The sequence below is a fragment of the Thermomonas mangrovi genome (assembly GCF_028201335.1).
GTDB classification, from domain to species: domain Bacteria; phylum Pseudomonadota; class Gammaproteobacteria; order Xanthomonadales; family Xanthomonadaceae; genus Thermomonas; species Thermomonas mangrovi.
The window spans coordinates 275,174-301,932 of the sequence record NZ_JAPEVV010000007.1 but is presented as its reverse complement, the minus strand read 5'-3'; the positions used below and the strand labels follow the sequence as shown (position 1 = coordinate 301,932).

Sequence of the window (26,759 nt, the reverse complement as noted above, 5' to 3'; positions counted from 1 at the left end):
TCCCGGGCTTCGGCCTCAGCGCCTTGCCCAACCCCCGAAACATCAATCAGCCCGAGGGAGCCGCACATCATACAAGGGTTTTGAAGAACGTCAACACCCCGTGATGATGATTTTTGCTTTCCTTCAGCTTGCCGACCGGCGTTGCCTCGGGAAGGGCGCGCATCATGCCCGCCAAGATCCGGCTTGGGAAGTCTTGACGCCTTGACGCAATCCGTGCAGCGCGCGCAAGGTGCCGCCTTTCATACGGAGCCATCGGATGCGTCTTCGCCCTGCATTGATCGTCGCCATCGCGTGGTCGCTTTCGGCATGCGCCGGCGCGCGCCAACCATGGGTCGGACTCGGCAACCAGCGCTACGCGATCGAGATCGCCGACGACGACGCGGAGCGCGCCCGTGGGCTGATGTTCCGCGATGCGTTGCCGACCGGCCACGGAATGCTCTTCATCCACGACGCCGAGGAGCCGCAGGCCTACTGGATGAAGAACACCAAGATCCCGCTGGACATCCTGTACTTCGACGACGAGCGCAAGCTGGTCGCGCAGCAGCGCGACGTCCCGCCGTGCTCGCTCGGCGATGGCTGCCCCTCGTACCCCAGCGATGCGCCGGCGCGCTACGTGCTGGAGTTGAACGCCGGCGAGGCCGCCCGACTGCAGCTCAAGGACGGCGCCGAACTGCGCTTCGGCCCGGGCATCCCACCTGCGAAATGAAGCGGGGCGTGGCGCAGGCTCAGGCCTGCATCGGCTCGAAGTCGTCCTTGCCCACCCCGCAATCGGGGCAGGTCCAGGTGTCCGGGACATCCTCCCAGCGGGTTCCGGGGGCGATGCCGTCCTCGGGCAATCCCCGCGCTTCGTCGTAGACGAACCCGCACACCACGCACATCCAGGTGCGGTAGGGGGACTCGGCGGCTGCGGGATCGGTCATCGGGGGGATAATGCGGGGACGTGGCGCGATTCTCCCATCCGGCGCCGCCTTGCGGAAGCGACATGACCCGACGCCAGCTGCCTCGTGGCTTGTACCTGCTCACGCCCGACGAGCACGACGGGGAACGGCTGCTCGCGCGGACCCTGCCGCTGCTGCCGTTCGCGTCCTGCGTCCAGCTGCGCGCCAAGGGCCTCGATCGACATGTGCTGATGGTCGCCGGGCAGCGCCTGCGCAAGGCCTGCCGGGAGGCGGACGTCGCCTTCATCGTCAACGACGATCCGGGCCTGGCGCGCGAGCTCGATGCCGACGGCGTGCACCTCGGCGAAGACGATGCCTCGGTCGACGACGCCCGCCGGCTGCTGGGCGATGCCGCGATCATCGGCGTCTCCTGCTACGACGACCTCGCGCGCGCGCGCCGGCTCGCCAGCGAAGGCGCCGACTACCTCGCCTTCGGCGCCTTCTTCCCGTCGCCGACCAAACCGCGTGCCCGCCGCGCGTCCCTGCAATTGCTGCGCGACAGCGCCGCCCCGGGCCTGCCGCGCGTGGCAATCGGCGGGATCACCCCGGAAAATGGCGGCCCATTGGTCGCCGCCGGCGCCGACCTGCTGGCGGTGATCAGCGGCGTGTTCGATGCCGCCGATCCGGCCGCCGCCGCACGCGCCTATCTTTACTGCTTCAAGGACCCCACGCCCGCATGAACACCGTCCGTTCGCACGACCTTTTCACACGCGCCCAGGCGCTGATGCCCGGCGGCGTGAACTCGCCGGTGCGCGCCTTCAAGTCGGTGGGCGGGGAGCCCTTCTTCGTGCAGCGCGCGGACGGCCCGTACCTGTTCGACGCCGATGGCAACCGCTACATCGACTACGTCGGTTCGTGGGGGCCGATGATCGTCGGCCACAACCATCCGAAGGTGCTGGAGGCGGTGATCGAGACCGCCCGCAACGGCCTGAGCTTCGGCACCCCGAACCCGCTGGAAGTCACGATGGCCGAAGCCATCACCCGGCTGATCCCGAGCTGCGAGATGGTGCGCATGGTGAACTCCGGCACCGAGGCCACGCTGTCGGCGATCCGCCTCGCGCGCGGCGCGACCGGGCGCAGCCGCATCGTCAAGTTCGAAGGCTGCTACCACGGCCACGGCGACAGCTTCCTGGTCAAGGCCGGCAGCGGCGCGCTGACCTTCGGCGTGCCCACCTCGCCCGGCGTGCCCAAGGCGCTGGCCGACCTCACCCTGACCCTGCCCTACAACGATTTCGAGGCCGCGACGCAGCTGTTCGACGAATGCGGCGACGACATCGCCGGCCTGATCGTCGAGCCGGTGGTCGGCAATGCCAACTGCCTGCCGCCGCGCCCGGGCTACCTGCAACACCTGCGCGACCTGTGCACGCAGCATGGCGCGGTGCTGATCTTCGACGAGGTGATGACCGGCTTCCGCGTCGCGCTGGGCGGTGCGCAGGCGCGCTATGGCGTGACCCCGGACCTGTCGACCTTCGGCAAGGTCATCGGCGGCGGGATGCCGGTGGGCGCCTACGGCGGCCGCCGCGACCTGATGCAGCAGATCGCGCCCGCGGGCCCGATCTACCAGGCCGGCACGTTGAGTGGGAACCCGGTGGCGATGGCCGCGGGCCTGGCGATCCTGGACCTGGTCCAGGCACCCGGGTTCCACGACGCGCTGGAGGCGAAGACGAACGCCCTCTGCGATGGCCTGGAAGCCGCGGCGCGCGCCGCCGGCATCCCGTTCACCACGCAGCGCGTCGGCGGCATGTTCGGGCTGTTCTTCAGCGCCGGACAGGTCGACACGTATGCGCAGGCGATGGCCTGCGACACCGCCGCGTTCAACCGCTTCTTCCACGCGATGCTGGCACGCGGCGTGTACCTCGCGCCATCGGCGTTCGAGGCCGGTTTCGTCTCCTCCGCGCATGACGACGCCACCATCGCCGAGACGCTCCGCGCCGCGGAAGCCGCGTTCCAGGCCATCGGGAGCGCCGCATGAGCACGCACCAGCCGGGCACCCTCGCGGTGCATGCCGGCCATGAGCCGGACGCGGCGACCGGCGCCGTTGCGCCACCGATCCACCTGGCCACCACCTTCCGCCACGGCCCCGCCGGCGAGCGCGTGGCCGGCTACGAGTACCAGCGCGAAGGCAACCCGACCAACGACCGCCTGCGCGAGGCGCTGAAGGCGCTGGAAGGCGGCGAGGAGGCGATGACCTTCGCCTCGGGCATGGCGGCGATGTCGACCTTGCTGGAATCGCTGCCGACCGGCGCGCGCGTGCTGTTCCCGGACGATTGCTACACCGGCCTGCGCATGCTGTTCGCCGAGTTCCTGCCGGAGCGCGGCATCGTCCCCATCGAGGTGGACATGGCCGATCTCGACGCCGTGCGCGCGGCCTGCGCGCAGCCGCTGGCGATGTTGTGGATCGAGACGCCCTCGAACCCGCTGCTCAAGGTCTGCGACATCGCCGCGCTGGCGGCGCTCGGGCACGCGGCGGGCGCGGTGGTGGTGGCCGACAACACCTTCGCCACGCCGCTGCTGCAGCGACCGCTGGCGCTCGGCGCGGACATCGTCATGCATTCGACCACCAAGTACTTCGGCGGGCATAGCGACGTGCTCGGCGGCGCGCTGGTGTTCGCCCGCAACGACGCCCTCGCGCAGCGGGTCGCGCATCGCCTGCATGTCACCGGCTGCGTGATGGCGCCGTTCAGTGCGTGGCTGACGCTGCGCGGCTGCCGTTCGCTGGGCGCGCGGATGGCGATGCATTGCGCGAACGCCCGCGCCGTCGCCACGTTCCTCTCGACCCATCCGCGGGTCGCGCGGGTGAACTGGCCTGGCCTGCCGTCGCATCCGGGCCACGCCATCGCCGCGCGGCAGATGCGCGACTTCGGCGCGATGCTCAGCATCCAGCTGCATGGCGGTCGCGATGCCGCGCTGGCGGTGGCCGGCCGCCTCCGCGTGTTCACCAACGCCACCTCGCTGGGCGGCTGCGAATCGCTGGTGGAGCACCGCGCGTCGGTGGAAGGCGCGCACCCGCGCTCGCCGCAGGACCTGCTGCGGATCTCGGTGGGGCTGGAAGATGCCGGCGACCTGGTCGCCGACCTCGCGCAGGCGCTGGGCTGAGGCTCAGCCCGCCGCGTACGCCGACAATGCATCGCGCAGCCGGCGCAGGCCCTCGGCCACCTCGTCGTCGGTGATGTTGAGGGCCGGCACGAAGCGCAGCACGTCGGGCCCGGCCTGCAGCAGCAACAGGCCATGCGCCGCGGCGAGGTCGAGGATCGCCCCGGCCTTGCCGGCATGGGCAGGCGCCAGCACCGCACCGAGCATCAACCCGCGGCCACGGACTTCCGCGAACAGGCCCAGGTCGCGATCGATCGCCGCAATCCCGTCGCGCAACGCCGCCGCCTGCCGGGCGACGTTGCCGGCGATCGCCTCCGATCCGAGCTTGTGCAGCGCCACGCGCGCGACGGACGCCGCCAGCGGGTTCCCGCCGAAGGTGGTGCCATGCGCGCCGAACTGCATCGCCTGCGCGACCCGCGGACCGGCCAGCATCGCGCCGATCGGGAACCCGCCGCCGAGCGCCTTGGCGAGGGTGACGATGTCCGGCACCACCGCATCCTGCCAGTGCGCGAACAGGGTGCCGGCGCGCCCCATGCCGCACTGGATCTCGTCCAGCACCAGCAGCGCGTCGTGGCGATCGCACAGCGCACGCACCGCCGGCAGGAAACCGGGCGCCGCCGGCATTACCCCGCCCTCGCCCTGCACCGGCTCCAGCATCACCGCGGCGACATCGCCACCGGCCATTGCCGCCTCGAGCTGGCCCAGATCATTGAAGTCGACGTAGCGGAACCCGCCCGGCAGCGGCTCGTAGCCTTCCTGGTACTTCGGCTGCGCGGTGGCGGTGACCGCGGCCAGCGTGCGGCCGTGGAAACTCCCGCGGAAGGTGACGATGGTGCGCTGCGTCGGCGCACGCCCCTGCGCCGCGGCCCACTTGCGCACCAGCTTGATCGCCGCTTCGTTGGCCTCCGCCCCCGAGTTGCACAGGAACACGCGCTCGGCGAAGCGCGAAGCCGCCACCAGCTCCTGCGCCAGGCGCAGCGGCGGCTCGCTGTAGAACACGTTGCTGGTATGCCACAGCGTGCCCGCCTGGGCGACCAGCGCGGCGACGAGGTCGGGGTCGCAATGGCCCAGGCTGCACACCGCGATGCCCGCGCCGAAATCGAGGTAGTCGCGGCCGTCGGCATCCCACACGCGTGCGCCCTGCCCGCGCGCCAGCACCAGTTCGCGCGGCCTGTAGACCGGCAGGTAGTAATCGCGGCCGTAGCCCAGCAAGGTCTCGGTGGTCATGGGTTACCAGCTTCCGGTGTTGGGCATCGAGGCCCAGGGCTCCCTTGGGGGCAGGTGGCCGTCCTGCAGGAGTTCGATCGAGATGAGGTCCGGCGAGCGCACGAAGGCCATGTGGCCGTCGCGCGGCGGGCGATGGATGGTGTAGCCCATCGCCTGCAGGCGCGTGCAGGTCGCATAGACGTCGGCCACGCGGAACGCGAGGTGGCCGAAGTTGCGCGCACTGCCGTAGTCCTCGGTGTTGCCGTCGGCGTCGGGCCAGTTGTAAGTCAGTTCGACCTCGGCGGACGGGGTTTCGTCGGCGGCGAGGAACACCAGCGTATAGCGCCCGGCCGCGTTCTCCATCCGCCGCATCTCCTTCAGGCCGAGGCCCTCGCAGTAGAAGCGCAACGAGGCCTCGAGGTCGCGGACGCGGACCATGGTGTGCAGGTATTTCATGCGGGAAGCTCCGTGGCGACGGCCGCACGCGGCCGCAGGGATTCAGTCGAGGAACAGATCGGGCAGCAGTGGCTGCGCGGGATCGACCGCGTAGCCGGCGAAGTCGGACACGCCGGCTTCGCGCAGCACGTCCTCGTCGATCAGGAAATGGCCGTGGAAACCGGCCGCCGGGCGCACCAGCACCGCATGCGCGGCGTCGCCCACGATGTCCGGACGGCGGCACATCGCGGCGTCGACGCCGGGGATCATGTTGATCGCATCGGTGGCGATCACCGTGCGCGGCCACAGCGCATTGACGGCCACGCCCCGGGGGCCGAACTCGGCGGCCAGGCCCAGGGTGACGAAGCTCATGCCCATCTTCGCCAGCGTGTAGCCGGTGTGCGGGCCCCACCATCTCGGCGCCAGCGATGGCGGCGGCGCCAGCGTGAGGATGTGCGGGTTCGGCGCCTGCAGCAGGTGCGGCAGGCAGGCCTGCGCGCACAGGAAACTGCCCCGGCTGTTGACCTGCTGCATCAGGTCGAAGCGCTTCATCGGGGTGTCCAGCGTGCCGCGCAACCAGATCGCGCTGGCGTTGTTGACCAGGATGTCGATGCCGCCGAAGGCATCCACGGTCGCCGCGACCGCCGCGCGCACGTCGTCTTCCTCGCGGATGTCGCACTTCAGCGGCAGCGCGCGACCGCCGGCGGCCTCGACCGCGCGCGCCGCGTCGTGGATGGTGCCGGGCAACTTGGGATTGGGCACCGCCGACTTCGCGGCGATCGCGATGTTGGCGCCGTCGCGGGCCGCGCGCAGCGCGATCGCAAGGCCGATCCCGCGCGACGCGCCGGTAATGAACAGGGTCTTGCCGGAGAGGTTCGACATGCGCCGCGGCCGCGTGTGGGGAGGGCGGGAGTGTAATCCCGCCCCCGTATACTCCGCCGATGCACAGCGCCTGGTTCGACAACACGGTGGCCTGGATCGGCGCGCATCCCCAGGCCGCGGGGCTGCTGGTGTTCCTGGTGGCGTTCTGCGATGCGCTGGCGGTGGTCGGCATCGTGATCCCGGCGCTGCCGCTGCTGTTCGCGGTGGGCGCGCTGATCGGCCTCGGCCACATCAACGGCCCCTACGCGGTGGTCTGCGCGGCGGCGGGGGCCTTCGCCGGCGACGCCCTGAGCTACTGGATCGGCCGGCGCTGGGGCCCGGCGATGCGCGACCTCTGGCTGTTCAAGCGCTACCCGGCCCTGCTGGAACGCGGCGAAACCCTGTTCCGCCGGCACGGCAGCAAGGGCATCGTCACCGCCCGCTTCATCGGCGCGGTGCGTCCGTTCGTGCCCGCGGTAGCCGGCATGCTGCACATGCCGTTGCGGCGCTACGTGCCCGCCAGCGCCTTCGCCGCGCTGGCCTGGGCGGGCGCCTTCCTCGCCCCCGGCTGGATCTTCGGCGCCTCCTACGACGCGGTGGCCGCAGTCGCCGACAAGCTCGCGCTGGTGCTGCTCGGGCTGTTCGCCGCGCTGGCGCTGGCGTGGGCGCTGGTGCTCTACACCTGGCGCTGGTTCGCCAACCACGCCGACAACCTGCTCGCGCGCGCGCTGCGCTGGACCCGCGCGCATCCGCGACTCGGCCGCTACACCGCCGCGGTGATCGACCCGCGCCGGCCGGAATCCGCCTCGCTGCTGCTGCTCGCGGTCTGCCTGTTCGCGGTGGCGTGGCTGTGGGCATGGTTCAGCGCGTCCCTGTTGCTGCGCGGCGGGCCTTCGCTGCTCGACCACGAGGTCCACGCCTTCATGTTCGCGCTGCGCAACCCGCTGGCCGACCGCCTGATGGCGGCGATGGCGGCGATCGGCAGCGCGCCCGTGCTCGGGGTGCCGGCGTTGGCGGCGATGGCCTGGCTGCTGTGGCGCAAGCGCTGGATGGCCGCGATCCACTGGGCCGCGGCGATCGCCGTGGGCCTGCTGCTGACCACCGGGCTGGACGCGGTGGCCGACATGCCGCGTCCACCGACCGCGGTGGCCGGCTTCGGCTTCCCATCGGTGGCGGTGACCATGACCACGGTGGTGTTCGGCTTCTTCGCGGTGCTAATCGCGCGCGAGCTGCCGGGCCGCCAGCGCGTGTGGCCCTACCTGCTGGCCGGCATCGCCACCGCGCTGGTCGGCTTCGCGCGGCTCTACCTCGGCGCCCACTGGCTGAGCGACCTCACCGGCGGCGTGCTGCTCGGCGTGGTCTGGCTGCTGGTGCTCGGCATCGCCTACCGCCGGCGCAGCGCGCGCTCGTTCTGGATGCGGCCGCTGGCATGGACGTTCTACGGCAGCTTCATGCTGGTGGCGCTGTGGCATGCCCCGCGCAGCATGGACGGCCTGCTCGCCCGCTTCGAACCGCCGCCGCCGTCGCGGGTCATCGCCGACGCGCAATGGGTGGCGCGCGGCATCGACGATCCGCACCACTTCGACCTGCAGGTGCGCGGCGACCTCGCCCTGCTGCGACGCCGGCTGGAAGCCGCCGGTTGGCGCGCGCAGCCGGCGGCGGACTGGACCCGGGTGATCGGCCTGCTGGACGAGGACACCCCGCTGGCGCGGCAACCGGTGCTGCCGGTAGCGCTGGACGCGCGCCCGGAAACCCTGCTGCTGCGGCGCCCCGGCAAGCGCGCCGACACGCTCGAGGTGCTGCGCATCTGGCAGGCGCCGGTGCGGCTGGCGAGCGGGACGCCGCTGTGGGTCGCGCGGCACGAACGGATGCAGGCACGCCGGCACCTGGACCTGCTCACGCTATGGCTGCCGGTCCCGCACACGCATGCCCTGCCGGACGACGTGCGCGTGCTGGCGGCCAGCCTGCGTGGCCCCGACGCACCGTTGCAGGTCCGGCTCGACCCGCCCTGATCGCGCCGGTCAGCCGGGTCCGGCGGCCTCGGCGATGCCATCGAGCAGGCGTTGCAGGCGTTCGTGGGGATCGTCGAGCTGCAGCAGGCGCTGGCGCTGGGCCAGGTCGAGAGGCAGCAGTTCCGCGAGGCGCCATCCCACCCATGCCGCGTCCTCGAACAGCGCCGGCGCGGGATCGCCGCCGCCCGCCAGCGCGACATCGCCGACCTGCACCAGGATCCGGCGCAGCAGCTCGGCCAGCAGCGCGTGTTCGGGGCGCAGCCGCGGCGAGGGCGCGAGGTCTTCGCGCCATGCCACGTCCGCCACCAGCAGGCCGTTGTCGCGCACGCGGGTAGCGGCGGCATGGAAGCGCCGGCGTCCGCGCACGCGCAGCGAGAGCAGCCCGTCCGGGGTGGTCCCGAAATCCTCGATCACCGCCTCGGTGCCATACGCGGCGGGCGTGGCCGGTGCGCCGACCTCGTCGCCGTCCACCAGCAGGCACACGCCGAAGCCGCTGCCCTGTCGCCCGCAGTCGCGGACCATGTCGAGGTAGCGACGCTCGAAGATCCGCAGGTCCAGCGCCGCGCCGGGCACCAGCACGCTGCGCAGCGGGAACAACGGCAGCGAACGCGACTCAGCCATCCCGCAGGGCGGCGAGGAAACGCCGCGGTGCGCCATCGAAACCGCCGTTGGACATGAACACCACGTGGTCGCCGGCGCGCGCCAATGCGCGCAAGCGGGCCACCAGCGCATCGGCATCGGCCACCGCCTGCGCGTCGCCGCGGATCGCCGCGATCACCTTGTCGGCATCCCAGGGCAATTCCGGCCGCGCGAGGAACACCACCGCGTCGGCGACGTCCAGCGACGGCGCCAGCGCATCGGCATGCGCGCCCAGGCGCATCGAATTGCTGCGCGGCTCCATCGCGACCACGATCCGCGCATCGCCGACCTTCGCGCGCAGCCCGGCCAGGGTCGTCGCGATCGCGGTGGGATGGTGGGCGAAGTCGTCGTACACGGTGATGCCGGCATGCGTGCCGACCACCTCCATCCGCCGCTTGACGCTGCGGAACCGCGACAGCGCCGGCAGGATGCCCGCGATGTCGACGCCGACCGCCGCGCAGGCGGCCAGCGCGGCCAGCCCGTTGAGGACGTTGTGGTCGCCGAGCAGCGGCCATTCGACGATGCCGACCTCGCGTCCGCCGTGCACGACCGCGAACGCGCTGCCGTCCTCGCGCAGCTTGCGCGCGCACCATTCGAACGACGCATCGAAGCCGAAGCGCTCCACCGGCGTCCAACAGCCCATCGCGAGTACCTCGCGCAGGTGGTGGTCGTGGCCGTTCACCAGCAGCCGGCCGCGCCGCGGCACGGTGCGCACCAGGTGGTGGAACTGGCGCTGGATCGCTGCGACGTCGGGGAAGATGTCGGCGTGGTCGAATTCCAGGTTGTTGAGGATCGCGACCAGCGGGCGGTAGTGGACGAACTTGCTGCGCTTGTCGAAGAAGGCGGTGTCGTATTCGTCGGCCTCGACCACGAATTCGCGGCCGCGACCGACCCGCGCCGACACCCCGAAGTCCTCGGCCACGCCGCCGATCAGGAAGCCGGGGGCGCGTCCCGCGGCCTCCAGCAGGTAGGCGAGGATCGTGGTGGTCGTGGTCTTGCCGTGGGTACCTGCCACCGCCAGCACGTCGCGGCCCGGCAACAGGCGCTCGGACAGCCATTGCGCCCCGGAGGTGTAGGCCAGGCCGGCGTCCAGCACGTGCTCGACCGCCTCGTTGCCGCGCGACAACGCGTTGCCCACCACGATCTCGTCGCAGTCCGCGGAGATGTTGCCGGGCGTGTAGCCCGGGCGGAGTGCGATGCCCAGCCGTTCCAGCTGGGTGGACATCGGCGGGTAGATGTTCTGGTCGCTGCCTTCGACCTCATGGCCGAGTTCGCGCGCCAGCGCGGCCACGCCGCCCATGAAGGTGCCGGCGATGCCGAGGATGTGGAGTTTCACGTGGGTTGCTCCAGGGCGGGGTCGAGGCTGCGGCAGGCAGGCCTCGCAAGTCGCTCCCCGATACTCGCTTGGTTGCGAGGCCTGCCTGCCGCGGCCTCGGCCATCGCATCCGTCACGGCCTCAACCGACGTCGTGCCCCGGCTGGATCGCTTCGATGATCCGCGTGAACACCTCGTCCAGCGAACCCACGCCATCGACCACGGTGAGCTGCCCGTGCTGGCGGTAGAAGTCGATCACCGGGGCGGTCTGCTGGTCGTACACGTTCAGGCGGTGGCGCACCGACTCGGGGCTGTCGTCGGCGCGGCCCTCGGCCTTCGCGCGGCCGGCGAGGCGCTCGATGATCTGCTCGTTGTCGACGGTGAGCTGCACCGCGGCGTCGAACGCCTGGCCGAGCTCGGCCAGCAACCGGTCCAGCGCCGCCGCCTGCGCCAGGTTGCGCGGGTAACCGTCGAGGATGAAGCCGGCGCGGGTGTCGTCGCGGGAGAACCGGTCCTTGAGCATGCCCAGCAGGATCTCGTCGCTGACCAGGTCGCCGCGCGCCATCACTTCCTTGGCTTGCAGGCCCAGCGGACTGCCGGCGGCCACCTCGGCGCGCAACAGGTCGCCGGTGGAGATGTGCGGCACCTGCAGGTGCTCCTTCAGTCGTGCCGCCTGGGTGCCCTTGCCGGAACCCGGCGCGCCCAACAAAACCAATCGCATCGCGTTGCTCCCGAATCGTGGGGTCGGCCGCCTGCCCGCGCAGCCTTCGTCGCGGGCCAGCTTACCGTATCGTGTCCCCAGGAGTCCGGGCCGCTGCGTGGCCCGGCGTGCGACTTTCGGAGGAGATCGGCATGCCCGCAGGCACCCTGCTGTACGCCCAGAGCGGCGGCGTGACCGCCGTCATCAATGCCACCGCCTCGGCCGTCCTGCAGGCCGCGCGCGCGCGCAAGGTGCGGGTGCTCGCCGCCCGAAACGGCATCCTCGGCGCCCTCCGCGAGGAGCTGCTGGACACCTCGACCCTGACCGCTGCCGAGGTCCGCGGCCTGGCCCACACCCCGGGCGGCGCGTTCGGCAGCTGCCGGCTCAAGCTGAAGTCGCTGGAGGCCGACCGCCCCCGCTACAAGCGCCTGCTCGAGGTCTTCCGCGCCCACGACGTCCGCTGGTTCCTCTACAACGGCGGCAACGACTCGGCCGACACCGCGCTCAAGGTCTCGCAGCTGGCCGCCGAATTCGGGTATCCGCTGACCTGCGTCGGCGTGCCCAAGACCATCGACAACGACCTGGCGGTCACCGATTGCTGCCCCGGCTTCGGGTCCGCCGCCAAGTACACGGCGGTCTCGGTCCGCGAATGCGCGCTCGACGTGGCGGCGATGGCGGAAACCTCGACCAAGGTGTTCGTGTACGAGGCGATGGGCCGCCACGCCGGGTGGCTGGCCGCCGCCGCCGGGCTGGCGGGCGAAAGCCGCGACGCGGCGCCGCAGCTGATCCTGTTCCCGGAGCGGCCTTATGACGAAGCCGACTTCCTGGCCCGCGTCGACGCCGTGGTCAAGCGCGTGGGCTGGTGCGTCGTGGTGGCCAGCGAAGGCATCCGCACCGCCGACGGGCGTTTCGTCGCAGATGCGGGGGGCGGCAAGGACAGCTTCGGCCACACCCAGCTGGGCGGGGTGGCCTCGCACCTGGCTGCGCGCGTGAAGGACGTGCTCGGCCACAAGGTGCACTGGGCCCTGCCCGATTACCTGCAGCGCTCGGCCCGCCACCTCGCCTCGCGGACGGACCTGGAACAGGCCATGGCGGTCGGTCGCGCCGCCGTGGAATGCGCCCTCGCCGGGCAGAACGCGGTGATGCCGGTGATCGTGCGCGATGCCGATGCGCCGTATCGCTGGCATGTCGACATCGCCCCGCTCGCGCGCATCGCCAACCACGAGAAGACCATGCCCAAAGGCTTCATCCGTCCGGACGGCTACGGGATCACGGCCGCCGCGCGGCGCTACCTGCAACCGCTGGTCGCGGGCGAGGCCTACCCCCCGTATGTCCGGGATGGACTGCCGGATTACGTTGTGCCCAGAATCCGGACGATCCGCCGCAGGCTGCCCGTCTGGAACGACTGACCCGCGCGGCCTAGACTGCCGCCGGGGTTGGTCCCGCACTCGTCACTCAATGGGGAACGCATGAAATCCGCAAGCATCGCCGCCGCGCTCGCCGTGGCCCTGGCCGCCTCGAGCGCGCCCGCCCACGCCCAGTGGAGCAAGAAGCAGAACGATCCGCAGGGCGCCGCCGCCGGTGCCAACGCCAAGGGCGCCGCCGCCAACCTCGAGTACTGCGACGAGCCGATGGGCACCATCGCCGTCGTCGAGGAACAGGAAGGCGACTGGTACCGCTACCTGCGGACCGACCTCAACCTGCCCTCCACCATCCCGGTGATCCGCATGATCATCCAGCAGTCGAACTGCTTCGTGGTGGTCGAGCGCGGGCGCGCGATGCAGAACATGATGCAGGAGCGCGCGCTGATGGACAGCGGCGAACTGCGCGAGGGCAGCAGCTTCGGCAAGGGCCAGATGGTCGCGGCCGACTACACCATCAACCCCAGCATCAACTTCTCGCAGAGCAACGCGGGCGGCATCGGCGGCGTGCTCGGCGCGTTCGGCGGCAGGCTCGGCGCGGTCGGCGCGGTGGTGGGCGGCCTGAAGTTCAAGAAGGCCGAGACCATGCTGACCATGATCGACAACCGTTCGGGCGTGCAGATCGGCGTCGCCCAGGGCAACGCCACCAAGACCGACTTCGGCCTGGGCATCGGTGGCGGCGGCAGCGGCGGCTTCGGTGCGCTGGGCGGTTATAGCAGCACCCCGGAAGGCAAGGCGCTGGCCGCCGCCTTCGCCAATGCCTACAACAACCTGGTGCGGGCGATGCGCGATTACAAACCGCAGCAGGTCGAGGGCGGGCTGGGCAAGGGCGGAAAGCTCAAGGTCGGCGACTGAACCCAGCGACCATGCCGACGAATGCGCCCGGCGATGCCGGGCGTTTTCGTTTGCGGCAGACTCAGCGCATGCCGATCCTGCAGATCAAGGCCAAGCCGAATGCACGCGTGTCCGCGTTGACGCGCCAGGACGACGGCACGTGGCTGGCGCAACTCAAGTCGCCGCCCGTGGATGGCAAGGCGAATGCGGAACTGATCGAGCTGGTCGCCCGCACCTTCGGCTGTACGAAGTCCAGCGTCACCGTCAAGTCGGGCGCAGGCACGCGGTACAAGCGTGTGCAATTTCCCGACTGACGCAGATCGCTCGTTCCGGCATGATGCCAAGCCATTTCCGCCCACCGGCTTCGCCATGTCCGCCATGCTGCTTCGCTGCGGCGCCTGCCTGCTCGCCTTGCTTCCGTGCGTGGCAACCGCCCAGGAGGCCGCACCTCCGCCATTAGCGGCTACCCCCGAGTCCGTTTGTTCCGCGCCCTGCCTGCGTGCCGGCACTGTCATCGAACTCGAGCTCGCGGAGGCGGTGTCCTCGCTGCGCAACCAGCGCGGCGACCGCTATGCGCTGCGGACCGTCGCCCCGCTGGTCATCGATGGCCAAGTGGTCGCTCCTGCCGGCCTGGAGGTCGAGGGCGCCGTCGTGCATGCCAACAAGAGCCGCAGCGGCGGGCAAGCCGGTGAGCTGCTGCTTGCGGCGCGGCGCTTCGAGGTGGACGGCCGCGTGGTCGGACTCAAGGGCATGAAGCTGGGCGCATCCGGGCGCGACCGCAGCAACGAGGCGCTCGCCGCTTCATTCGTGATCGGCCCGTTCGCGATGTTCATGCGCGGCAAGGAGATCGAAATCCCGGTGGGCACGGCCGCCCACGCGAAGGTGGCCAACGACGTCTCGTTCGCACCCACCTCGCCCCAAAACGCCGAAACCCTTCCGGAAACGGCGCCACCAACCCCCGCACCACTCGACTGAGGAATCCCATGCGTCACTTGCGACCGCTGTTCATCGCCACCGCCCTTTCCATCACCCCCGTCGCCCATGCGCAGGACGCAGCGGCCCAAGCGCAGCCCGCCGCGCCTGCCGAAGCCCCGGCGGCAGCGGCCGCCTCCAGCGCGCTCATTCCGGCCCCGCAGGCCGGCAAGGGCCAGGTCGTGTTCTTCCGCGAGAAGAAGTTCGTCGGTGCCGCCATGAGCTACAAGGTGCGCGAAGGCGAGACCGAGCTCGGCAAGTTGTCGAACGGCAGCTACCTGGTGCTCGAGGTCGAGCCGGGCACGCACCAGTACCACATGCAGGGCGAGACCAAGGACGTCCTGACGCTGGAGGTGGAGGCCGGCGAGACCTACTACGTCCAGGGTGGCATCAGCATGGGCGTACTGGCGGGCCGGCCGAACCTGTCGCCGTCCGACCAGGCCGCGTTCGAGGCCATGGCGCCCAAGCTCAAGAAGCGCTGATCGATATACCGGCCGGGGGCTCCTGGGTCCCCGGCTCCTTTAATTCACGGCGACTCGCTCAGCGGCAGCCTTTACCCTCGACCGCCATGGCCACCGCGAACATGGGCAAGGCCTTCAGGTCGCCGGCCTTGGCCGCATCCATCCCGTCCTTGAGGTAGATCCGCGAGCGTCCCTGCGCGTCGAGCTTGGGCGGCGTGTTGCCGGCCTCCTTGCGCCAGATGCGCACCACCGCCTGTTGCGCCGGGCAGGCTGCACTGGGCACCCGGATGACATCGTTGAGCCGCCAGCCACCGGCTGCGGAGGGCTTTGCCTGGCTCGCATCCACCAGGCGCGCACGCGGGGCGCAGCGTTCGCTGGTCCGCACCGCCGCGAATCGGTAGGGCTTGGCGGCATCCCCGGTGAACTGGCCCTCGAGGCGGGCGCAGGCCTCGGGGATGGTGCGCAGCGCATGCACCACGCCGGTTGCCTGCGGCTTCGCGGGCCCGCGCTGGATCTCGGGAACCGGGTCCGCCGCCTGCGCGGCGCCCATGGCGCACGAGAGGATCAAGAGCATGTGCAAGCGCAGCATCAGGGAACTCCGTGGGGCCTCCGGGACCGGGCAAGCCTGCCACCGGCCGGCTTAACCATGCATCGACGCGCCGGACTTTGACCCGACCCGGCTGCCAGCGCCGCCGCGCTGTGCGATAGTCGGGAGGTTGCCCGCCGGGGGCGGGCACGACAACCAGAAACTTCCATGTCGAACACTCCGGGGAGGGGTTTCATGCTGGAGCAACACGGTTTGGTCCTGGCGCTGGTCTGCGCCATCATCGCCATCGCATACGGCCTGTGGGCGGCCGCCTGGATCAACAGGCAACCCGCGGGCAACGAACGCATGCAGGAAATCGCCGGCGCGATCCAGGAAGGCGCGCGCGCCTACCTCAACCGCCAGTACATGACGATCGCGGTCGCCGGCGTCGTCCTGTTCGTCCTGATCGGCGTGTTCCTGAGCTGGCATACGGCGATCGGCTTCGCGATCGGCGCGATCCTGTCCGGCGCCGCCGGCTACATCGGCATGAACGTCTCGGTGCGCGCAAACGTGCGCACCGCCGAAGCCGCGCGCAGCGGCATGGGCCCGGCCATGAACGTGGCCTTCAAGGGCGGCGCGATCACCGGCATGCTGGTGGTCGGCCTCGGCCTGCTCGGCGTGGCCGGCTACTACTTCGTGCTGCAGCGGATGGGCCTGTCGCAGGCCGACAACCTGCACGCGCTGGTGGGCCTGGCCTTCGGGTCCTCGCTGATCTCGATCTTCGCGCGCCTGGGCGGCGGCATCTTCACCAAGGGTGCGGACGTCGGTGCCGACCTGGTCGGCAAGGTCGAGGCCGGCATCCCCGAGGACGACCCTCGCAACCCGGCGGTGATCGCGGACAACGTGGGGGACAACGTCGGCGACTGCGCCGGCATGGCCGCCGACCTGTTCGAGACCTACGCGGTCACGGTGATCGCCACCATGCTGCTGGGCGGCATGATGATGGTGCCCGGCAGCGCCGACTTCGCCGGCACCAACGCGGTGCTGTACCCGCTGGTGCTGGGCGGCGTGTCGATCATCGCCTCGATCATCGGCGCCGCCTTCGTCAAGGTGAGCGGCGACAAGCCCAACATCATGGGCGCGCTGTACAAGGGCGTGATCATCTCGGCGGTGCTCGCGGCGATCGCGTTCTACCCGATCACCACCCAGCTGATGGGCGACAACGCGCACGGGGCGATGAACCTCTACATCTGCGCGCTGATCGGCCTGCTGCTGACCGGCGTGATCGTGTGGATCACCGAGTACTACACCGGCACCCAGTACAAGCCGGTGCAGCACGTCGCCAAGGCCTCCACCACCGGCCACGGCACCAACATCATCGCCGGCCTCGGCGTCTCGATGAAGTCCACCGCCCTGCCGGTGGTCGCGGTCTGCCTGGCGATCTGGTTCTCGTACCTGCACGGCGGGCTGTACGGCATCGCCATCGCCGCCACCTCGATGCTGTCGATGGCGGGCATGATCGTGGCGCTGGATGCGTACGGCCCGATCACCGACAACGCCGGCGGCATCGCGGAGATGTCGGAACTGCCGCCCGAGGTGCGCAACATCACCGATCCGCTGGACGCGGTGGGCAACACCACCAAGGCGGTGACCAAGGGCTACGCGATCGGTTCCGCCGCGCTCGCCGCACTGGTGCTGTTCGCCGACTACACCCACAACCTCGAGGCCGCGCATGGCGGCATGAAGTTCGTCTTCGACCTGTCCGACCACCGCGTGATCATCGGCCTGCTCATCGGCGGCCTGATCCCGTACCTGTTCGGCGCGATGGCGATGGAAGCCGTGGGCCGCGCCGCGGGCAGCGTGGTGGAGGAAGTGCGCCGCCAGTTCCGCGAGATCAAGGGGATCATGGACGGCACCGGCAAGCCGCAGTACGACAAGGCCGTCGACATGCTGACCAAGGCCGCGATCAAGGAAATGATCGTGCCGTCGTTGCTGCCGGTGGCGGTGCCGATCATCGTCGGCCTGCTGCTCGGGCCGGAGGCGTTGGGCGGCCTGCTGATCGGCACCATCGTGACGGGCATCTTCGTCGCGATCTCGATGACCACCGGCGGCGGTGCGTGGGACAACGCCAAGAAGTACATCGAGGACGGCAACTTCGGCGGCAAGGGATCCGAGGCGCACAAGGCCGCGGTCACAGGCGACACCGTCGGCGATCCCTACAAGGACACCGCCGGTCCGGCCGTCAACCCGCTGATCAAGATCATCAACATCGTCGCGCTGCTGATCGTGCCGCTGCTGCCGGTCTCGTCCACCAGCGCCGACGCAGCCGCGGCACCGGTGGCGATCGAGGCCTCGGCCATGCCTGTCGAGGCCGCGCCGCCGGCGATGGACGATGCGCCTGCGGCACCAGCCGACGCACCGGCGCCCGCCGCCGAAGCACCGGCAGAAGCCGCGCCCACCGGGGATGCACCCGCGCAGTAATCCCGCCGCGTCGGGATGGAACAACGGCGGCCCTCGGGTCGCCGTTTTTTCTTGTGCGCAGCGAACCATCGGACATCCCGCGACAGCGTCGACGAGGCCAGGCCGCATGGCGACCGGCGCGTTTCGCTGCATCGCAGCAATCCGGCGGCTAGAATGGGCGCCCTCCCCATCCCCGCCGCCCCCGCCCCGCGGGCGCGGCACGCACGTCGGAGCTCCCACCATGGGCCTGGACCTCGTTCCCACCGGCAAGAACCCGCCGGACGAAATCAACGTCATCATCGAAATCCCGAAGGACGCCGAACCGGTCAAGTACGAGGTCGACAAGGCCTCTGGCGCGATCTTCGTCGACCGCATCCTGTCCACGCCGATGCGCTACCCGTGCAACTACGGCTACGTCCCGCACACCGTCTGCGGCGACGGCGACCCGGCGGACGTGCTGGTGATCCTGCCGCTGCCGCTGGTGCCGGGTTCGGTGATCCGCTGCATCCCGGTGGGCGTGCTGAAGATGACCGACGAGGCCGGCGGCGACGAGAAGATCGTGGCGGTGCCGCTGCCCAAGATCTTCGGCGGGTACGCGCACATCGTCGACATCGAGCAGGTCAGCCCGCACTGGCTGGAGCGCATCGGCCACTTCTTCGAGCACTACAAGGACCTCGAGAAGGGCAAGTGGGTGAAGCTGGACGGCTGGGGCGGCGCGGCGGAGGCCAAGGCCATCCTCAGCGAGGCGATGGCGCGCTACGCGTCCACCCCGGACGCCGAGAAGCCGCACTTCTGAGCGTGCGACGCCGGCGCCCGCCTCAGCGGGCGCCGCGCATGGTGGCCAGTCCGATCAGGCGCGACACCACCATGGCGAGGTACCCGACCCCGGTCAGCATCTCCAGCATCACCAGCGCGCGTGCCTGCGCGCCGACCGGCAGCACGTCGCCGAGGCCCACGCCCGACAGCGTGGTGAAGCTCAGGAACAGCAACTCCAGCCAGCGCCGCGGTCGGTCGGGCTCGAACCCTGTGAAGCTGCCCGGGTACCACGCCTGGCAGACGTAATAGGCGTAGGCGAAGCCCCAGGCGAGCAGGGTGAAGGTCGCCCCGGCGGCGAACAACTCGTCGTTGCTGACGTGGTGGTCGCGCAGCATGTACACGATCAGCCCACCCGCCGCATAGAAGTACAGGCAGGCCTCGAGCAACGCGGACGCCACCAGCAGGTCCTGCTGGCCGGATGCCACGCCGGCCAGGGTCAGCAGGATCGCCGGCACCGCCAGCAGCCAGGCGATCCAGTTGACCAGCGGGCTGCGCCCTACCACCCACAGGGCCAGCGGCACCACCACCAGCGCCACCGCGCCGAACAGCCAGCGACCGGCCAGGCTCTGGTCCATCAGCGGATGCACGAGCAGGCTCAGCAACTGCGCGGCCAGCAGGAAGGCCGAAGGGTGCCGGCGCGCAAGGACGCCCCAGATGCGCAGCCGTTGCGCGGCTTGCATCAGGCGCTCCCGGCCGGGTGGCACAACGCGCTCACGTGGCGCGAACCGCCGGCTTCAGCACCGCCGACGTCAGCGCATGGAACCAGAATGAACCGTTGCGCAGGCGCTTCTGCGAGGCGGATTCGGGGAGTTGGTCGATGAAGCGCTGCAGCACGCCCCGATACTCCGCGATGCCCTCCCCCGAATCGCCGAACCGCGCCCACAAGCCGCGCCAGGCACGGAACAGGCGTACCGAGGCCTGCCGCATCCGCTGGATGTCGGGCGTCCCGGCCTCGACGAGCTCGCCATTGAGGGTCTGCACGTGGAACTGGAGCTCCCAGGGGCTCATCACCCGCGGGATGTTGAAGTGCTCGCACACCAGCGCGGGCCTGGCGTCGGTCGGTGCCAGCAACCGCGGCGCCCATCCGGCGATCCGCGCATCATGCGGGCGCCCCTGCTCCACCAGCGACCAGAAGGCTTCGCCGCCCACGGTATCGGCGACCAGGTGGATGCGATGGTGGCTCGCGTCGTTGTGGACGTTGTGCTCGCGCCAGGTGTCGAAGATCCAGCACTCGCCCGCGGCCATGTTGATGGTGGCGTCGGCGCAATCGAAGCGCACGGTGGGCTGGGTCACGATCGGGACGTGGATACGGACCCGCTCGACCCAGTAATAGCCCTCGTCGACGTGGGCGGTCACCTCGGCCTGCCCGGCCAACCGCATCAGCCGGCTCCGGCCCAGCACTGCGCCGAAGCTCGCCATGACCTGCACGAGGTAGGGGCAACGGAGCAACTCGGGGGTCGGCTGCATCTCGCCGACGAACGATTCGTTCGCCGGGTCGCCCCCGGCCGCCAGCAAGGGCAGCATGGAATTACCGGGGAACTTCTGCGGGTGGTCCCGCCACACGCCCTCACCCAGCGCGTCGATCTCGGCCGCCAGGCGGTCGGCATCGAACAGCAAGGGCAGCTGGATGAAGGGGAGCGGCAATCTCATGGGCACATCGGCCGTCGGCGGGATGCCACGATTCTAGCGAGCCGCGCCGCCGGGCGCGTGGTTCACCCCGCGCTGCGCGCCGCCAGCACGCGCTCGAGGCGGTCGGCGACGCCCGCGACGAGCGGCATCACCCGTTCGATCGCCGCGCGGTTGCGCATCCATTTCCCGGATTCCGGGCGACTGATCGTGTAGCGCGACAACGGGAGCCGGTCGAGGGGCGCGTCCCAGCCAATTTCCAGCCACGCGCACAGCACATCTACGACCGCGCGCGGGGATGCCACCAGCGACTCGTAGCGCACCGAGCGCCATGCATCCGCCGGCAGCACCTCAAGGTCCTCCAGCATGACGTGCATCGCGCGCCCCCACTGGTAGGCCACGATCTCCTCGAGCGGCCGACCGTTGACCCGTTGCCAGCCGGGCACGAGCAGCAGCGACCAGGGCGGCGGCCCCCAGCCTGGCAAGATGGGGTAGGTCACGAAGTGGCCCGATCGCCATGCCTCGATCATGCTCGAGAGGACCGCGCGCGGATCCCGCCAGAGCACGACGAAGCGGGCATCGGGGAACACCCGCCGCATGAACGGAATGCGCAGGACGTTCTTCGGCGTTTTTTCCAGCAAGCGGATGGAGCCGCCATCGGGCGCAGGCATGCCGTCACGGTCGCGTAGGCTGGCGACGAAACGTTGGCGCAGGGCCTCGGCAACCTCGGGTGGCGCATCCGACGCTTCGAGCCGGTTCGATGCGAATCCGCGGCCCGCGGGGTGCAGCGACGGGATGCCCTCGATCACGCGATGGCTTTCGCCACCGATGGTATGCAGCCCGGGCGCGCGGGCGAGCGTCTCGAACAACAGCGTCGAACCAGATCGCGGCGCGCTGAGGATGACGACCGGCTTGTCGAACGAGATCGGCACCGCTGTCTCCCGGGCTGGTGAAGGCAGCCGCTGCCCCACCCTGCGGGCAGCGAGCCAAGCGGCATGATCGCCCAATGTGCGTGCGCACCCAACCCTCGCCGACGAAAACGCAACGCCCCCGGCACCAGGCCGGGGGCGCAGCAGTTGCGGCAAAATCGCGTATCAGAAGTCGTATTGCACCATGAAGCGCACGGAGCGCGGCGTCTGCCAGCCGGTCGGGACCTTGTAGATCGTCGGCTGCGGAGCGCCGGATGCGGACTCACCCTGCTCGACCACGGTGACCGCCTTGTCGGCGTTCAGGACATTGAACACGTCCACCTTGAACTGCAGGCCCTTCGCCCACGCCGGCTTGTAGGCCACGTTCAGGTCGAGTGTCTGCGTCCACGGCAGTCGACCTGCGGTGCCACGCGGCACGATCGTGCGGCCATTGTTTGCGCCGCCATCGTAGTTCGGGTTGGGGGTATTGTCTCCCGTCGTACCCAAATTGCCATCCGGGCCTCCGTCGAGCCACCGAGGCTCGAACGTGGTGGACGAATCACAAGAGAAGTATCCGTTGCCGTAGTGCGAAGTCGCCGCTCCACCGAGGAAGCCGAAGCAGTTGATCGGACGGCCGGACTGGATCAGCGCGCTCGCGCCCACGGACCACTCGTCGTTGATCTCGTAGTTGCCGAACATCTTCAGGCTGTGGCGACGGTCGTTCGGCAGGTAGCCGTACGAACCGATCATCAACTCCGGATAGTCGAAGTCCTGGGTGACGCTGGTGTCGGCCTGGCCGATATCCGACTTCACGCCGCCCTCGGTGTTGCCGATGCTCTTGGCGAAGGTGTAGGAACCCTGCAGGAACCAGCGGTCCCAGTTGCCTTCCCAGAAGATCTCCAGCGCCGTGTACTTGCGCTTGGCCTTCGGGCCCAGCACGTCGGCCGGGATGGTCACCTGCTCCAGCACGCCGTCGCCGTTGAAGTCGACGTTGAAGATGCCGTCCTCGCCCGGGTTGTACATGTGGCAGAACGCGAAGCCCGGGTTGTAGATCGCCATGTCGCTCGGCTTCGTCTTGTCCGCCGGCTCGATGAAGATGCCGCCGTCGGCGGTGAAGCCCTGCTCCAGGCCTGCGGCGATCAGCGGTCGGTAGTCGCACGTGTCATCGATCGCCTGCTTCAGGTCGCGGTGGATCGCGCGGACACCCAGCGAGAAGTTGTCGGTCAGCTGCTTCTGGAAGCCCAGGATGTACTCGTCCTGGTACATCGGCTTCAGGTTCTGCGACGCGATGCTGGCAGGATCCTTGGCGACGCCGAACTCGTTGTTGAGGTAGCGGATCGGGCGGCCATTGGCCGGATTGTTGATCAGGGTCAGGCCGGTCGGGGCCCCAGTGACCGGGTCGACGCCGGTGTAGCGGTAGAACTGCTCGGAGAACAGCGAGGCCGACGCGCCACGGACGGCGACGGTCGCGGTCAGCGGCAGCGCGTAGCGGCCGGCGTTACCGAAGACCTTGAACGTGGAGTCGCCGAACACGTCCCAGCTGAAGCCCAGGCGCGGGGCGAACTGGTTGTCGATCTTGACGTAGGACTGGCCGGCACCGTTCTTGTTGTCGAAGGTATCCCAGCGCAGTCCGAGGTAGGCGACGAAGTTGTCGGTGATGCTCCAGCTGTCCTCGAGGTAGTAGGCGCGCTGGTCGACCGCCACGGTCGCACCGGTCTGGAACACGCGCTTGCGCACCACCGAGTTCTCGCCCGCGATGCCAGTGGCCGGATAGTTGCCATAGCGCCAAGTCACGCCTCCCGAGAAGGACTGGCCGGCGACCGACTCGAAGTTGTCGATGTCGACGCCGCCGCGGATCAGGTGGTCGCCCAGCTGCCATTCCAGGTCGATGCGGTACTGGTCACGGCTGTCCTTCGCGTCCGGACGGCCCAGCAGGTTGGCGAGCGTGCAACCGGTGCGAGGCGTGATCAAACCACTGACAGCAGACGGGCGAGCATCCACGATGACCGGGCAGCCGCTGGCAGGCTGGCCAACACCACCGTTGTACTCGTTGCGGATGCCCGCAGCGGTGATGCTGTAGTTGGAGCGCGCCGACTCGCTGTGACCGGCCAGCACCGACAGGGTGAAGTTGTCGGTCAGATAGCCGGTGTACTTGGCGATGTACGCCTCGCCACCGAACTCGCTGTAGTCGGTGCCACGATACGTGCCAAAGCGTGGGTTCGACTTGTCGTCCGCGTCCGTGAGCGTATCGAAGTAATCTGTCTCGATCTTGCGCTTGTCCGACAGCGCGGTGAATTCGAGGATGTGGTTGTCGCTGATGTTCCAGTCCATTTTCAACAGCCACTTCGGCTGCTTGTTCTGGGCGGACGTGCTGTTGGCTTGGCCCTTTCCCGCGAACGTATCGTTGTCGAGCTTTGCATACTCGACGAGTCCGTACGCGAACAGCCGATCCTTGACCAGTGCGCCGCTGGCCCACACCGCTGCGGTCAGGTTATCGCCACCGGTATTGCGGCTATTGTCAGCCAGCAGCACGCCATCGTTGCTGTAGGGACTCGGGAGCGCTTCCGTCAGCGAATCGGGGGACCAGAAGATGCTGCCGCCCGCGTGGAACTCGTTGGTGCCGCGCTTGGAGATCTGGTTGATCACGCCACCGGTCGAACGGCCGAATTCCGCACCGTAACCACCCGTCTTCACCTGTTGCTCGGCGATCGCCTCGAACGGCACCTGCACGAAGTTCAGGTTCTGGAACGTGTTGGTGATGTTGAAGCCGTTGAAGTAGTACTGGTTCTCCGCCACCGACGAACCGCCGAACGACGCCAGGTTGCCGAACGCCGCGTCGCCGCGCACCGTGCCCGGCGCCAGCAGCGCAACCGAGGTCGTGTCGCGCGCCACCGGGATCTTCGCGATCTGCTCGGCGGTCAGGATCGTGGTCGACTCCACCGACGACACGTCGATCGGGTTGATCGCGCCCGTGCCGACCACCGTCACGGTGTCCAGGGTGGTGGCGTCGCCGCCCGCGAAATCGATGTTCGCAGCGCTACCGACATTGACGGTCACGTTGCGGGGGGCCGCGCCATTCCGGCTGATCTGGTACTGGCCGGTCGGCAGCTGCGAGAAACGGTAGCTGCCATCCGCACCCACCGTGATCGTGCGGCTGAAACCCGTCGCCGGGTTGCTGATGGTGATGGTGTCGCCCGACGTCGCGCGGCCGGTCACCGCACCCGCGGTGTTCGTCTGGGCCTGCACGCCGCCTGCGGCGCACAAGAGCAGGGCGAGGGTCAATGCCTTGCGGCGGGTTCGATGGATCGTCTTGTTGGTCACCACGGGTCTCCGGCGTTGCGGTTACAGGTGCGCCCCGCCCAATGGACGACGCGCGGTTCGTTGGGGAATCGTTAACGGCTCGATGCTAGGCAGCGACGCCATGCGATGCTTTGCCGAATTTGGCGGTTCATCGGCCTCGCGCGGTCAGGCCGCGATGCCCCGGCGCAGCCAGGCCACGAGACTGCCGCAGTCGGTAGCGCCTTCGCCCCGCGCCAGGCCAGAGCGAGGAGGCGTGGCTTCGATGCGGGCGTGCGACCCGCCCTGTTTCGCCGCCATCTCGCGGTAGCGCCTCACCCAGAAGAACACCGAGCCCTCGCCCACCCGCATCTCGCGCGCGACATCAGCCACGCTGCGTCCATCACGGACCACGCGCTGCACCGCCTCCAGCTTCTGCGCAGGGGAATAGCGGTAACGACTCACGACCGCCCCCCGGCGTGGGCCGGACGCGCATGCATCAGGCGGTACTCGCTGGCGCTCACGCCGAAGCGGGCGCGGAACGCCCGCGCGAAGCTGCAGGGACTCTCGAATCCGGACGCCAGCGATACCTCGGTGACCGGCAACCGCCCTTCCACCAGCAGGCGCCGCGCCTGCTCCAGCCGCAGGCGCGCTGCGTACTGCTGCGGTGCCTGTCCATACACCGACTGGAAGATCTTGCTGAAGTACCACGGCGAGAAGTGGCTCCAGCGCGCGAGCTCGCCGATCCGCGCGCACATGCCGGCATGCCCTTGCATGTAGAGCCGCGCACGTTGCAGCCGGGCGTAGATCTGCCTGCGTCGCCCCAGCGACCGGCCGGGGCAACGCGCGACGACGTCCGCATCGTGTTGTTGCATGCATGCGAGGAATGCACCCGCGCGAGCATCCAGGCCCGCGGCGTCGCGGGTCTTCCACAGGCGCAGCCCCTGCAGGCGCATGCCGCGCGCCAACCGGCCGCATCCACTGAACAGCGCATGCCCGATGCCATCCCCCGCATGCGCCGCCGGGTCATCGCCCCGGAGCCGGATCACGATGGCGACGCCGCCAGGACCGACCCGCCCGCACGGACCTGCGTCGCCCTCGAGCAGCAGCCATTCGCGCGCGATCAGGTGGAATTCCCCTTCACGCGAATGGACGGTCATGCTTCCGCGCAGCACCAGCCACGCGCTGTAGCCGACCAAATCCCCGCCGGCGCGCAATTCCTCGCCGCCGGTTGCCAGGCGGATGCTGGCGCCTGCGTCGAGGTCGACGCGGCACGGACTGTCGATCCGACCCGGCATGGGACGTGGCATGGACGACATCGGCCTCTCCGATCCTGGACGGGATCGGCAGGACGCCATCGCGCACGCGCGCGGTCAGGAAATCCGCACGAAATCGACACGAAACCCGCATTTGATGGCGCATCGCCGCGTTGTCACGTCACGCCAATGCGCTCGCCCGCACCGGCCAGCAGGACGTCGATGCAGGCAGCGTGGCGATTCGTCCCTCGCGGGACATCCATGCCTCGATCGGCAAGACATTGCGCATCGCACCGCGCGCGCACGCGGCCTGGTGCGCAGGCGTCGCTGGGTGGCTTGATGCCCGGGTGCTCGCGTTATGCGCAGCGCCGGTCGACGCCGGCGCACGGTGCTGGGTCCGACCTGCCGTCCGTGGCGACCCCCGCGGCGACCGTGCCGGGTGCCGCGGATCCGGCACTGGCGCTGTCCGCCATCCCGAGGGTGGCGAAGCCGAGCAGGGCCGCCAGCCAGCGCCATCGGCCGGGATGCCGCCGAGGCAGCGATGCCGGCATCCGCGGCGCTGGCGTCGACGACACCAAGGCCGGCGCCTCCGGCAGCCATTCCACGCCGGCGAGGAGCACATAGCCCGACTTCGGGATGGTTTCGATGCAGGTCGGGGCATGGGCGTGGTCGGCGAACGCACGACGCAACGTGGCGATGGCCTGCGTCACCACGTCGAGGGTCGGCAGGGTGCCGGCCCAAACGGTGTCCAGCAGATGCTCGCGCGACACCACGCGACCCGCGTCCTCCGCCAGCACCAGCAGCACGTGCAGGGCCTTGACCGTGATCCTGGTGGCCCCAACCGTGCCAGGCCGCGACACTTCCCGGCGGGCGACATCCACGACACAGTCGCCGACCCGCAATCGCGGGGCAAGCGGCATGGGGACACGGCAGTCGGGCATGGGCATGCGCCCACGCTAGGACCCGCCACGCCCGGGCGCAGCCGGCGCGGGACGAATGCCCCGC

The 26,759-nt window shown here is 69.8% G+C and carries 27 protein-coding genes; 12 read left to right on the top strand and 15 right to left on the bottom strand.

The genetic code is table 11. The annotated features are described in order from the left end of the window. Nucleotides 1–256 precede the first annotated feature (256 nt). Nucleotides 257–706: a DUF192 domain-containing protein gene (locus ON759_RS11760; protein WP_271680576.1), complete on the top strand. Its 450-nt coding sequence runs from the start codon at nucleotides 257–259 to the stop codon at nucleotides 704–706. A gap of 19 nt (nucleotides 707–725) precedes the next feature. Here the strand turns inward: ON759_RS11760 and ON759_RS11755 are convergent, their stop codons facing one another. Then, nucleotides 726–920: a rubredoxin gene (locus ON759_RS11755; protein WP_271680575.1), complete on the bottom strand. Its 195-nt coding sequence runs from the start codon at nucleotides 918–920 to the stop codon at nucleotides 726–728. A gap of 62 nt (nucleotides 921–982) precedes the next feature. Between ON759_RS11755 and thiE the strand changes: the two genes are divergently transcribed. The 3 genes from thiE to ON759_RS11740 are packed head-to-tail and all read left to right on the top strand — an operon-like array spanning nucleotide 983 to nucleotide 4,034. Beyond that, entirely contained in the window at nucleotides 983–1,618 is a 636-nt protein-coding gene (gene thiE, locus ON759_RS11750; protein ID WP_271680574.1) for a thiamine phosphate synthase, read from the top strand. Then, nucleotides 1,615–2,910: a glutamate-1-semialdehyde 2,1-aminomutase gene (gene hemL, locus ON759_RS11745; RefSeq protein WP_271680573.1), complete on the top strand. Its 1,296-nt coding sequence runs from the start codon at nucleotides 1,615–1,617 to the stop codon at nucleotides 2,908–2,910. Before thiE ends, hemL begins: the two co-directional genes overlap by 4 nt. Beyond that, nucleotides 2,907–4,034 (top strand): trans-sulfuration enzyme family protein, encoded by a 1,128-nt coding sequence (locus ON759_RS11740; RefSeq protein ID WP_271680572.1) that lies wholly within the window; start codon nucleotides 2,907–2,909, stop codon nucleotides 4,032–4,034. The genes hemL and ON759_RS11740 overlap by 4 nt, the downstream gene beginning before the upstream one ends. Nucleotides 4,035–4,037: 3 nt before the next feature. Here the strand turns inward: ON759_RS11740 and ON759_RS11735 are convergent, their stop codons facing one another. The 3 genes from ON759_RS11735 to ON759_RS11725 are packed head-to-tail and all read right to left on the bottom strand — an operon-like array spanning nucleotide 4,038 to nucleotide 6,554. Further along, nucleotides 4,038–5,258: an acetylornithine transaminase gene (locus ON759_RS11735; protein WP_271680571.1), complete on the bottom strand. Its 1,221-nt coding sequence runs from the start codon at nucleotides 5,256–5,258 to the stop codon at nucleotides 4,038–4,040. Nucleotides 5,259–5,261: 3 nt separating this feature from the next. Further along, a complete protein-coding gene (locus ON759_RS11730; protein ID WP_271680570.1) occupies nucleotides 5,262–5,693 on the bottom strand; it encodes a VOC family protein in 432 nt (143 codons plus the stop codon). Between the two features lie 42 nt (nucleotides 5,694–5,735). Beyond that, nucleotides 5,736–6,554 carry an SDR family oxidoreductase gene (locus tag ON759_RS11725; RefSeq protein ID WP_271680569.1) on the bottom strand — a complete coding sequence of 273 codons (819 nt, stop codon included), beginning with the start codon at nucleotides 6,552–6,554 and terminating at the stop codon, nucleotides 5,736–5,738. A 59-nt stretch (nucleotides 6,555–6,613) separates the two neighbouring features. Between ON759_RS11725 and ON759_RS11720 the strand changes: the two genes are divergently transcribed. Beyond that, nucleotides 6,614–8,545 carry a bifunctional DedA family/phosphatase PAP2 family protein gene (locus tag ON759_RS11720; protein WP_271680568.1) on the top strand — a complete coding sequence of 644 codons (1,932 nt, stop codon included), beginning with the start codon at nucleotides 6,614–6,616 and terminating at the stop codon, nucleotides 8,543–8,545. A gap of 9 nt (nucleotides 8,546–8,554) precedes the next feature. Here ON759_RS11720 and ON759_RS11715 read toward each other — a convergent pair whose 3' ends face one another. The 3 genes from ON759_RS11715 to ON759_RS11705 all read right to left on the bottom strand — a co-directional run bounded on the left by ON759_RS11715 (nucleotide 8,555) and on the right by ON759_RS11705 (nucleotide 11,219). Further along, nucleotides 8,555–9,166: an LON peptidase substrate-binding domain-containing protein gene (locus ON759_RS11715; protein ID WP_271680567.1), complete on the bottom strand. Its 612-nt coding sequence runs from the start codon at nucleotides 9,164–9,166 to the stop codon at nucleotides 8,555–8,557. After that, the gene (gene mpl, locus ON759_RS11710; RefSeq protein ID WP_271680566.1) at nucleotides 9,159–10,520 is read right to left on the bottom strand and encodes a UDP-N-acetylmuramate:L-alanyl-gamma-D-glutamyl-meso-diaminopimelate ligase; all 1,362 of its coding nucleotides are present in this window, start codon (nucleotides 10,518–10,520) and stop codon (nucleotides 9,159–9,161) included. Before mpl ends, ON759_RS11715 begins: the two co-directional genes overlap by 8 nt. A gap of 120 nt (nucleotides 10,521–10,640) precedes the next feature. Beyond that, the gene (locus ON759_RS11705) at nucleotides 10,641–11,219 is read right to left on the bottom strand and encodes an adenylate kinase (protein ID WP_271680565.1); all 579 of its coding nucleotides are present in this window, start codon (nucleotides 11,217–11,219) and stop codon (nucleotides 10,641–10,643) included. A 131-nt stretch (nucleotides 11,220–11,350) separates the two neighbouring features. Between ON759_RS11705 and ON759_RS11700 the strand changes: the two genes are divergently transcribed. The 5 genes from ON759_RS11700 to ON759_RS11680 are packed head-to-tail and all read left to right on the top strand — an operon-like array spanning nucleotide 11,351 to nucleotide 14,907. Next, a complete protein-coding gene (locus tag ON759_RS11700; protein ID WP_271680564.1) occupies nucleotides 11,351–12,607 on the top strand; it encodes a 6-phosphofructokinase in 1,257 nt (418 codons plus the stop codon). A gap of 60 nt (nucleotides 12,608–12,667) precedes the next feature. After that, nucleotides 12,668–13,474 carry a CsgG/HfaB family protein gene (locus tag ON759_RS11695; protein WP_271680563.1) on the top strand — a complete coding sequence of 269 codons (807 nt, stop codon included), beginning with the start codon at nucleotides 12,668–12,670 and terminating at the stop codon, nucleotides 13,472–13,474. Between the two features lie 11 nt (nucleotides 13,475–13,485). Continuing rightward, nucleotides 13,486–13,767, top strand: a complete 282-nt coding sequence (locus tag ON759_RS11690; RefSeq protein ID WP_271680562.1) for a DUF167 domain-containing protein — start codon at nucleotides 13,486–13,488, stop codon at nucleotides 13,765–13,767. Nucleotides 13,768–13,822: 55 nt separating this feature from the next. Further along, the gene (locus ON759_RS11685) at nucleotides 13,823–14,428 is read left to right on the top strand and encodes a hypothetical protein (protein ID WP_271680561.1); all 606 of its coding nucleotides are present in this window, start codon (nucleotides 13,823–13,825) and stop codon (nucleotides 14,426–14,428) included. 8 nt (nucleotides 14,429–14,436) lie between these two features. Further along, on the top strand, nucleotides 14,437–14,907 hold the full coding sequence (locus ON759_RS11680; RefSeq protein WP_271680560.1) for a DUF2846 domain-containing protein: 471 nt from the start codon (nucleotides 14,437–14,439) through the stop codon (nucleotides 14,905–14,907). A 58-nt stretch (nucleotides 14,908–14,965) separates the two neighbouring features. Here the strand turns inward: ON759_RS11680 and ON759_RS11675 are convergent, their stop codons facing one another. After that, the gene (locus ON759_RS11675; RefSeq protein ID WP_425608480.1) at nucleotides 14,966–15,475 is read right to left on the bottom strand and encodes a hypothetical protein; all 510 of its coding nucleotides are present in this window, start codon (nucleotides 15,473–15,475) and stop codon (nucleotides 14,966–14,968) included. A 192-nt stretch (nucleotides 15,476–15,667) separates the two neighbouring features. Here ON759_RS11675 and ON759_RS11670 point away from each other — a divergent pair, with 192 nt between their 5' ends. Next, complete coding sequence (locus tag ON759_RS11670) at nucleotides 15,668–17,893, top strand: sodium-translocating pyrophosphatase (RefSeq protein ID WP_271680559.1); 2,226 nt, start codon at nucleotides 15,668–15,670, stop codon at nucleotides 17,891–17,893. 220 nt (nucleotides 17,894–18,113) lie between these two features. Next, the gene (ppa, locus tag ON759_RS11665) at nucleotides 18,114–18,668 is read left to right on the top strand and encodes an inorganic diphosphatase (RefSeq protein WP_271680558.1); all 555 of its coding nucleotides are present in this window, start codon (nucleotides 18,114–18,116) and stop codon (nucleotides 18,666–18,668) included. Nucleotides 18,669–18,690: 22 nt separating this feature from the next. Here ppa and ON759_RS11660 read toward each other — a convergent pair whose 3' ends face one another. The 7 genes from ON759_RS11660 to ON759_RS11630 form a co-directional block, all read right to left on the bottom strand. Further along, nucleotides 18,691–19,368 carry a potassium channel family protein gene (locus ON759_RS11660; RefSeq protein WP_271680557.1) on the bottom strand — a complete coding sequence of 226 codons (678 nt, stop codon included), beginning with the start codon at nucleotides 19,366–19,368 and terminating at the stop codon, nucleotides 18,691–18,693. A gap of 31 nt (nucleotides 19,369–19,399) precedes the next feature. Further along, on the bottom strand, nucleotides 19,400–20,338 hold the full coding sequence (locus tag ON759_RS11655; RefSeq protein WP_271680556.1) for an aspartyl/asparaginyl beta-hydroxylase domain-containing protein: 939 nt from the start codon (nucleotides 20,336–20,338) through the stop codon (nucleotides 19,400–19,402). A gap of 62 nt (nucleotides 20,339–20,400) precedes the next feature. Beyond that, nucleotides 20,401–21,246: a sulfotransferase family protein gene (locus ON759_RS11650; RefSeq protein WP_271680555.1), complete on the bottom strand. Its 846-nt coding sequence runs from the start codon at nucleotides 21,244–21,246 to the stop codon at nucleotides 20,401–20,403. A 162-nt stretch (nucleotides 21,247–21,408) separates the two neighbouring features. After that, nucleotides 21,409–24,543 carry a TonB-dependent receptor gene (locus tag ON759_RS11645; RefSeq protein ID WP_271680554.1) on the bottom strand — a complete coding sequence of 1,045 codons (3,135 nt, stop codon included), beginning with the start codon at nucleotides 24,541–24,543 and terminating at the stop codon, nucleotides 21,409–21,411. Nucleotides 24,544–24,687: 144 nt separating this feature from the next. Then, complete coding sequence (locus tag ON759_RS11640) at nucleotides 24,688–24,963, bottom strand: transposase (protein ID WP_271680553.1); 276 nt, start codon at nucleotides 24,961–24,963, stop codon at nucleotides 24,688–24,690. Next, nucleotides 24,960–25,817 (bottom strand): helix-turn-helix transcriptional regulator, encoded by an 858-nt coding sequence (locus ON759_RS11635; protein WP_271680552.1) that lies wholly within the window; start codon nucleotides 25,815–25,817, stop codon nucleotides 24,960–24,962. Before ON759_RS11635 ends, ON759_RS11640 begins: the two co-directional genes overlap by 4 nt. Nucleotides 25,818–26,110: 293 nt before the next feature. Then, entirely contained in the window at nucleotides 26,111–26,674 is a 564-nt protein-coding gene (locus ON759_RS11630; protein ID WP_271680551.1) for a winged helix-turn-helix domain-containing protein, read from the bottom strand. Nucleotides 26,675–26,759: the final 85 nt, after the last annotated feature.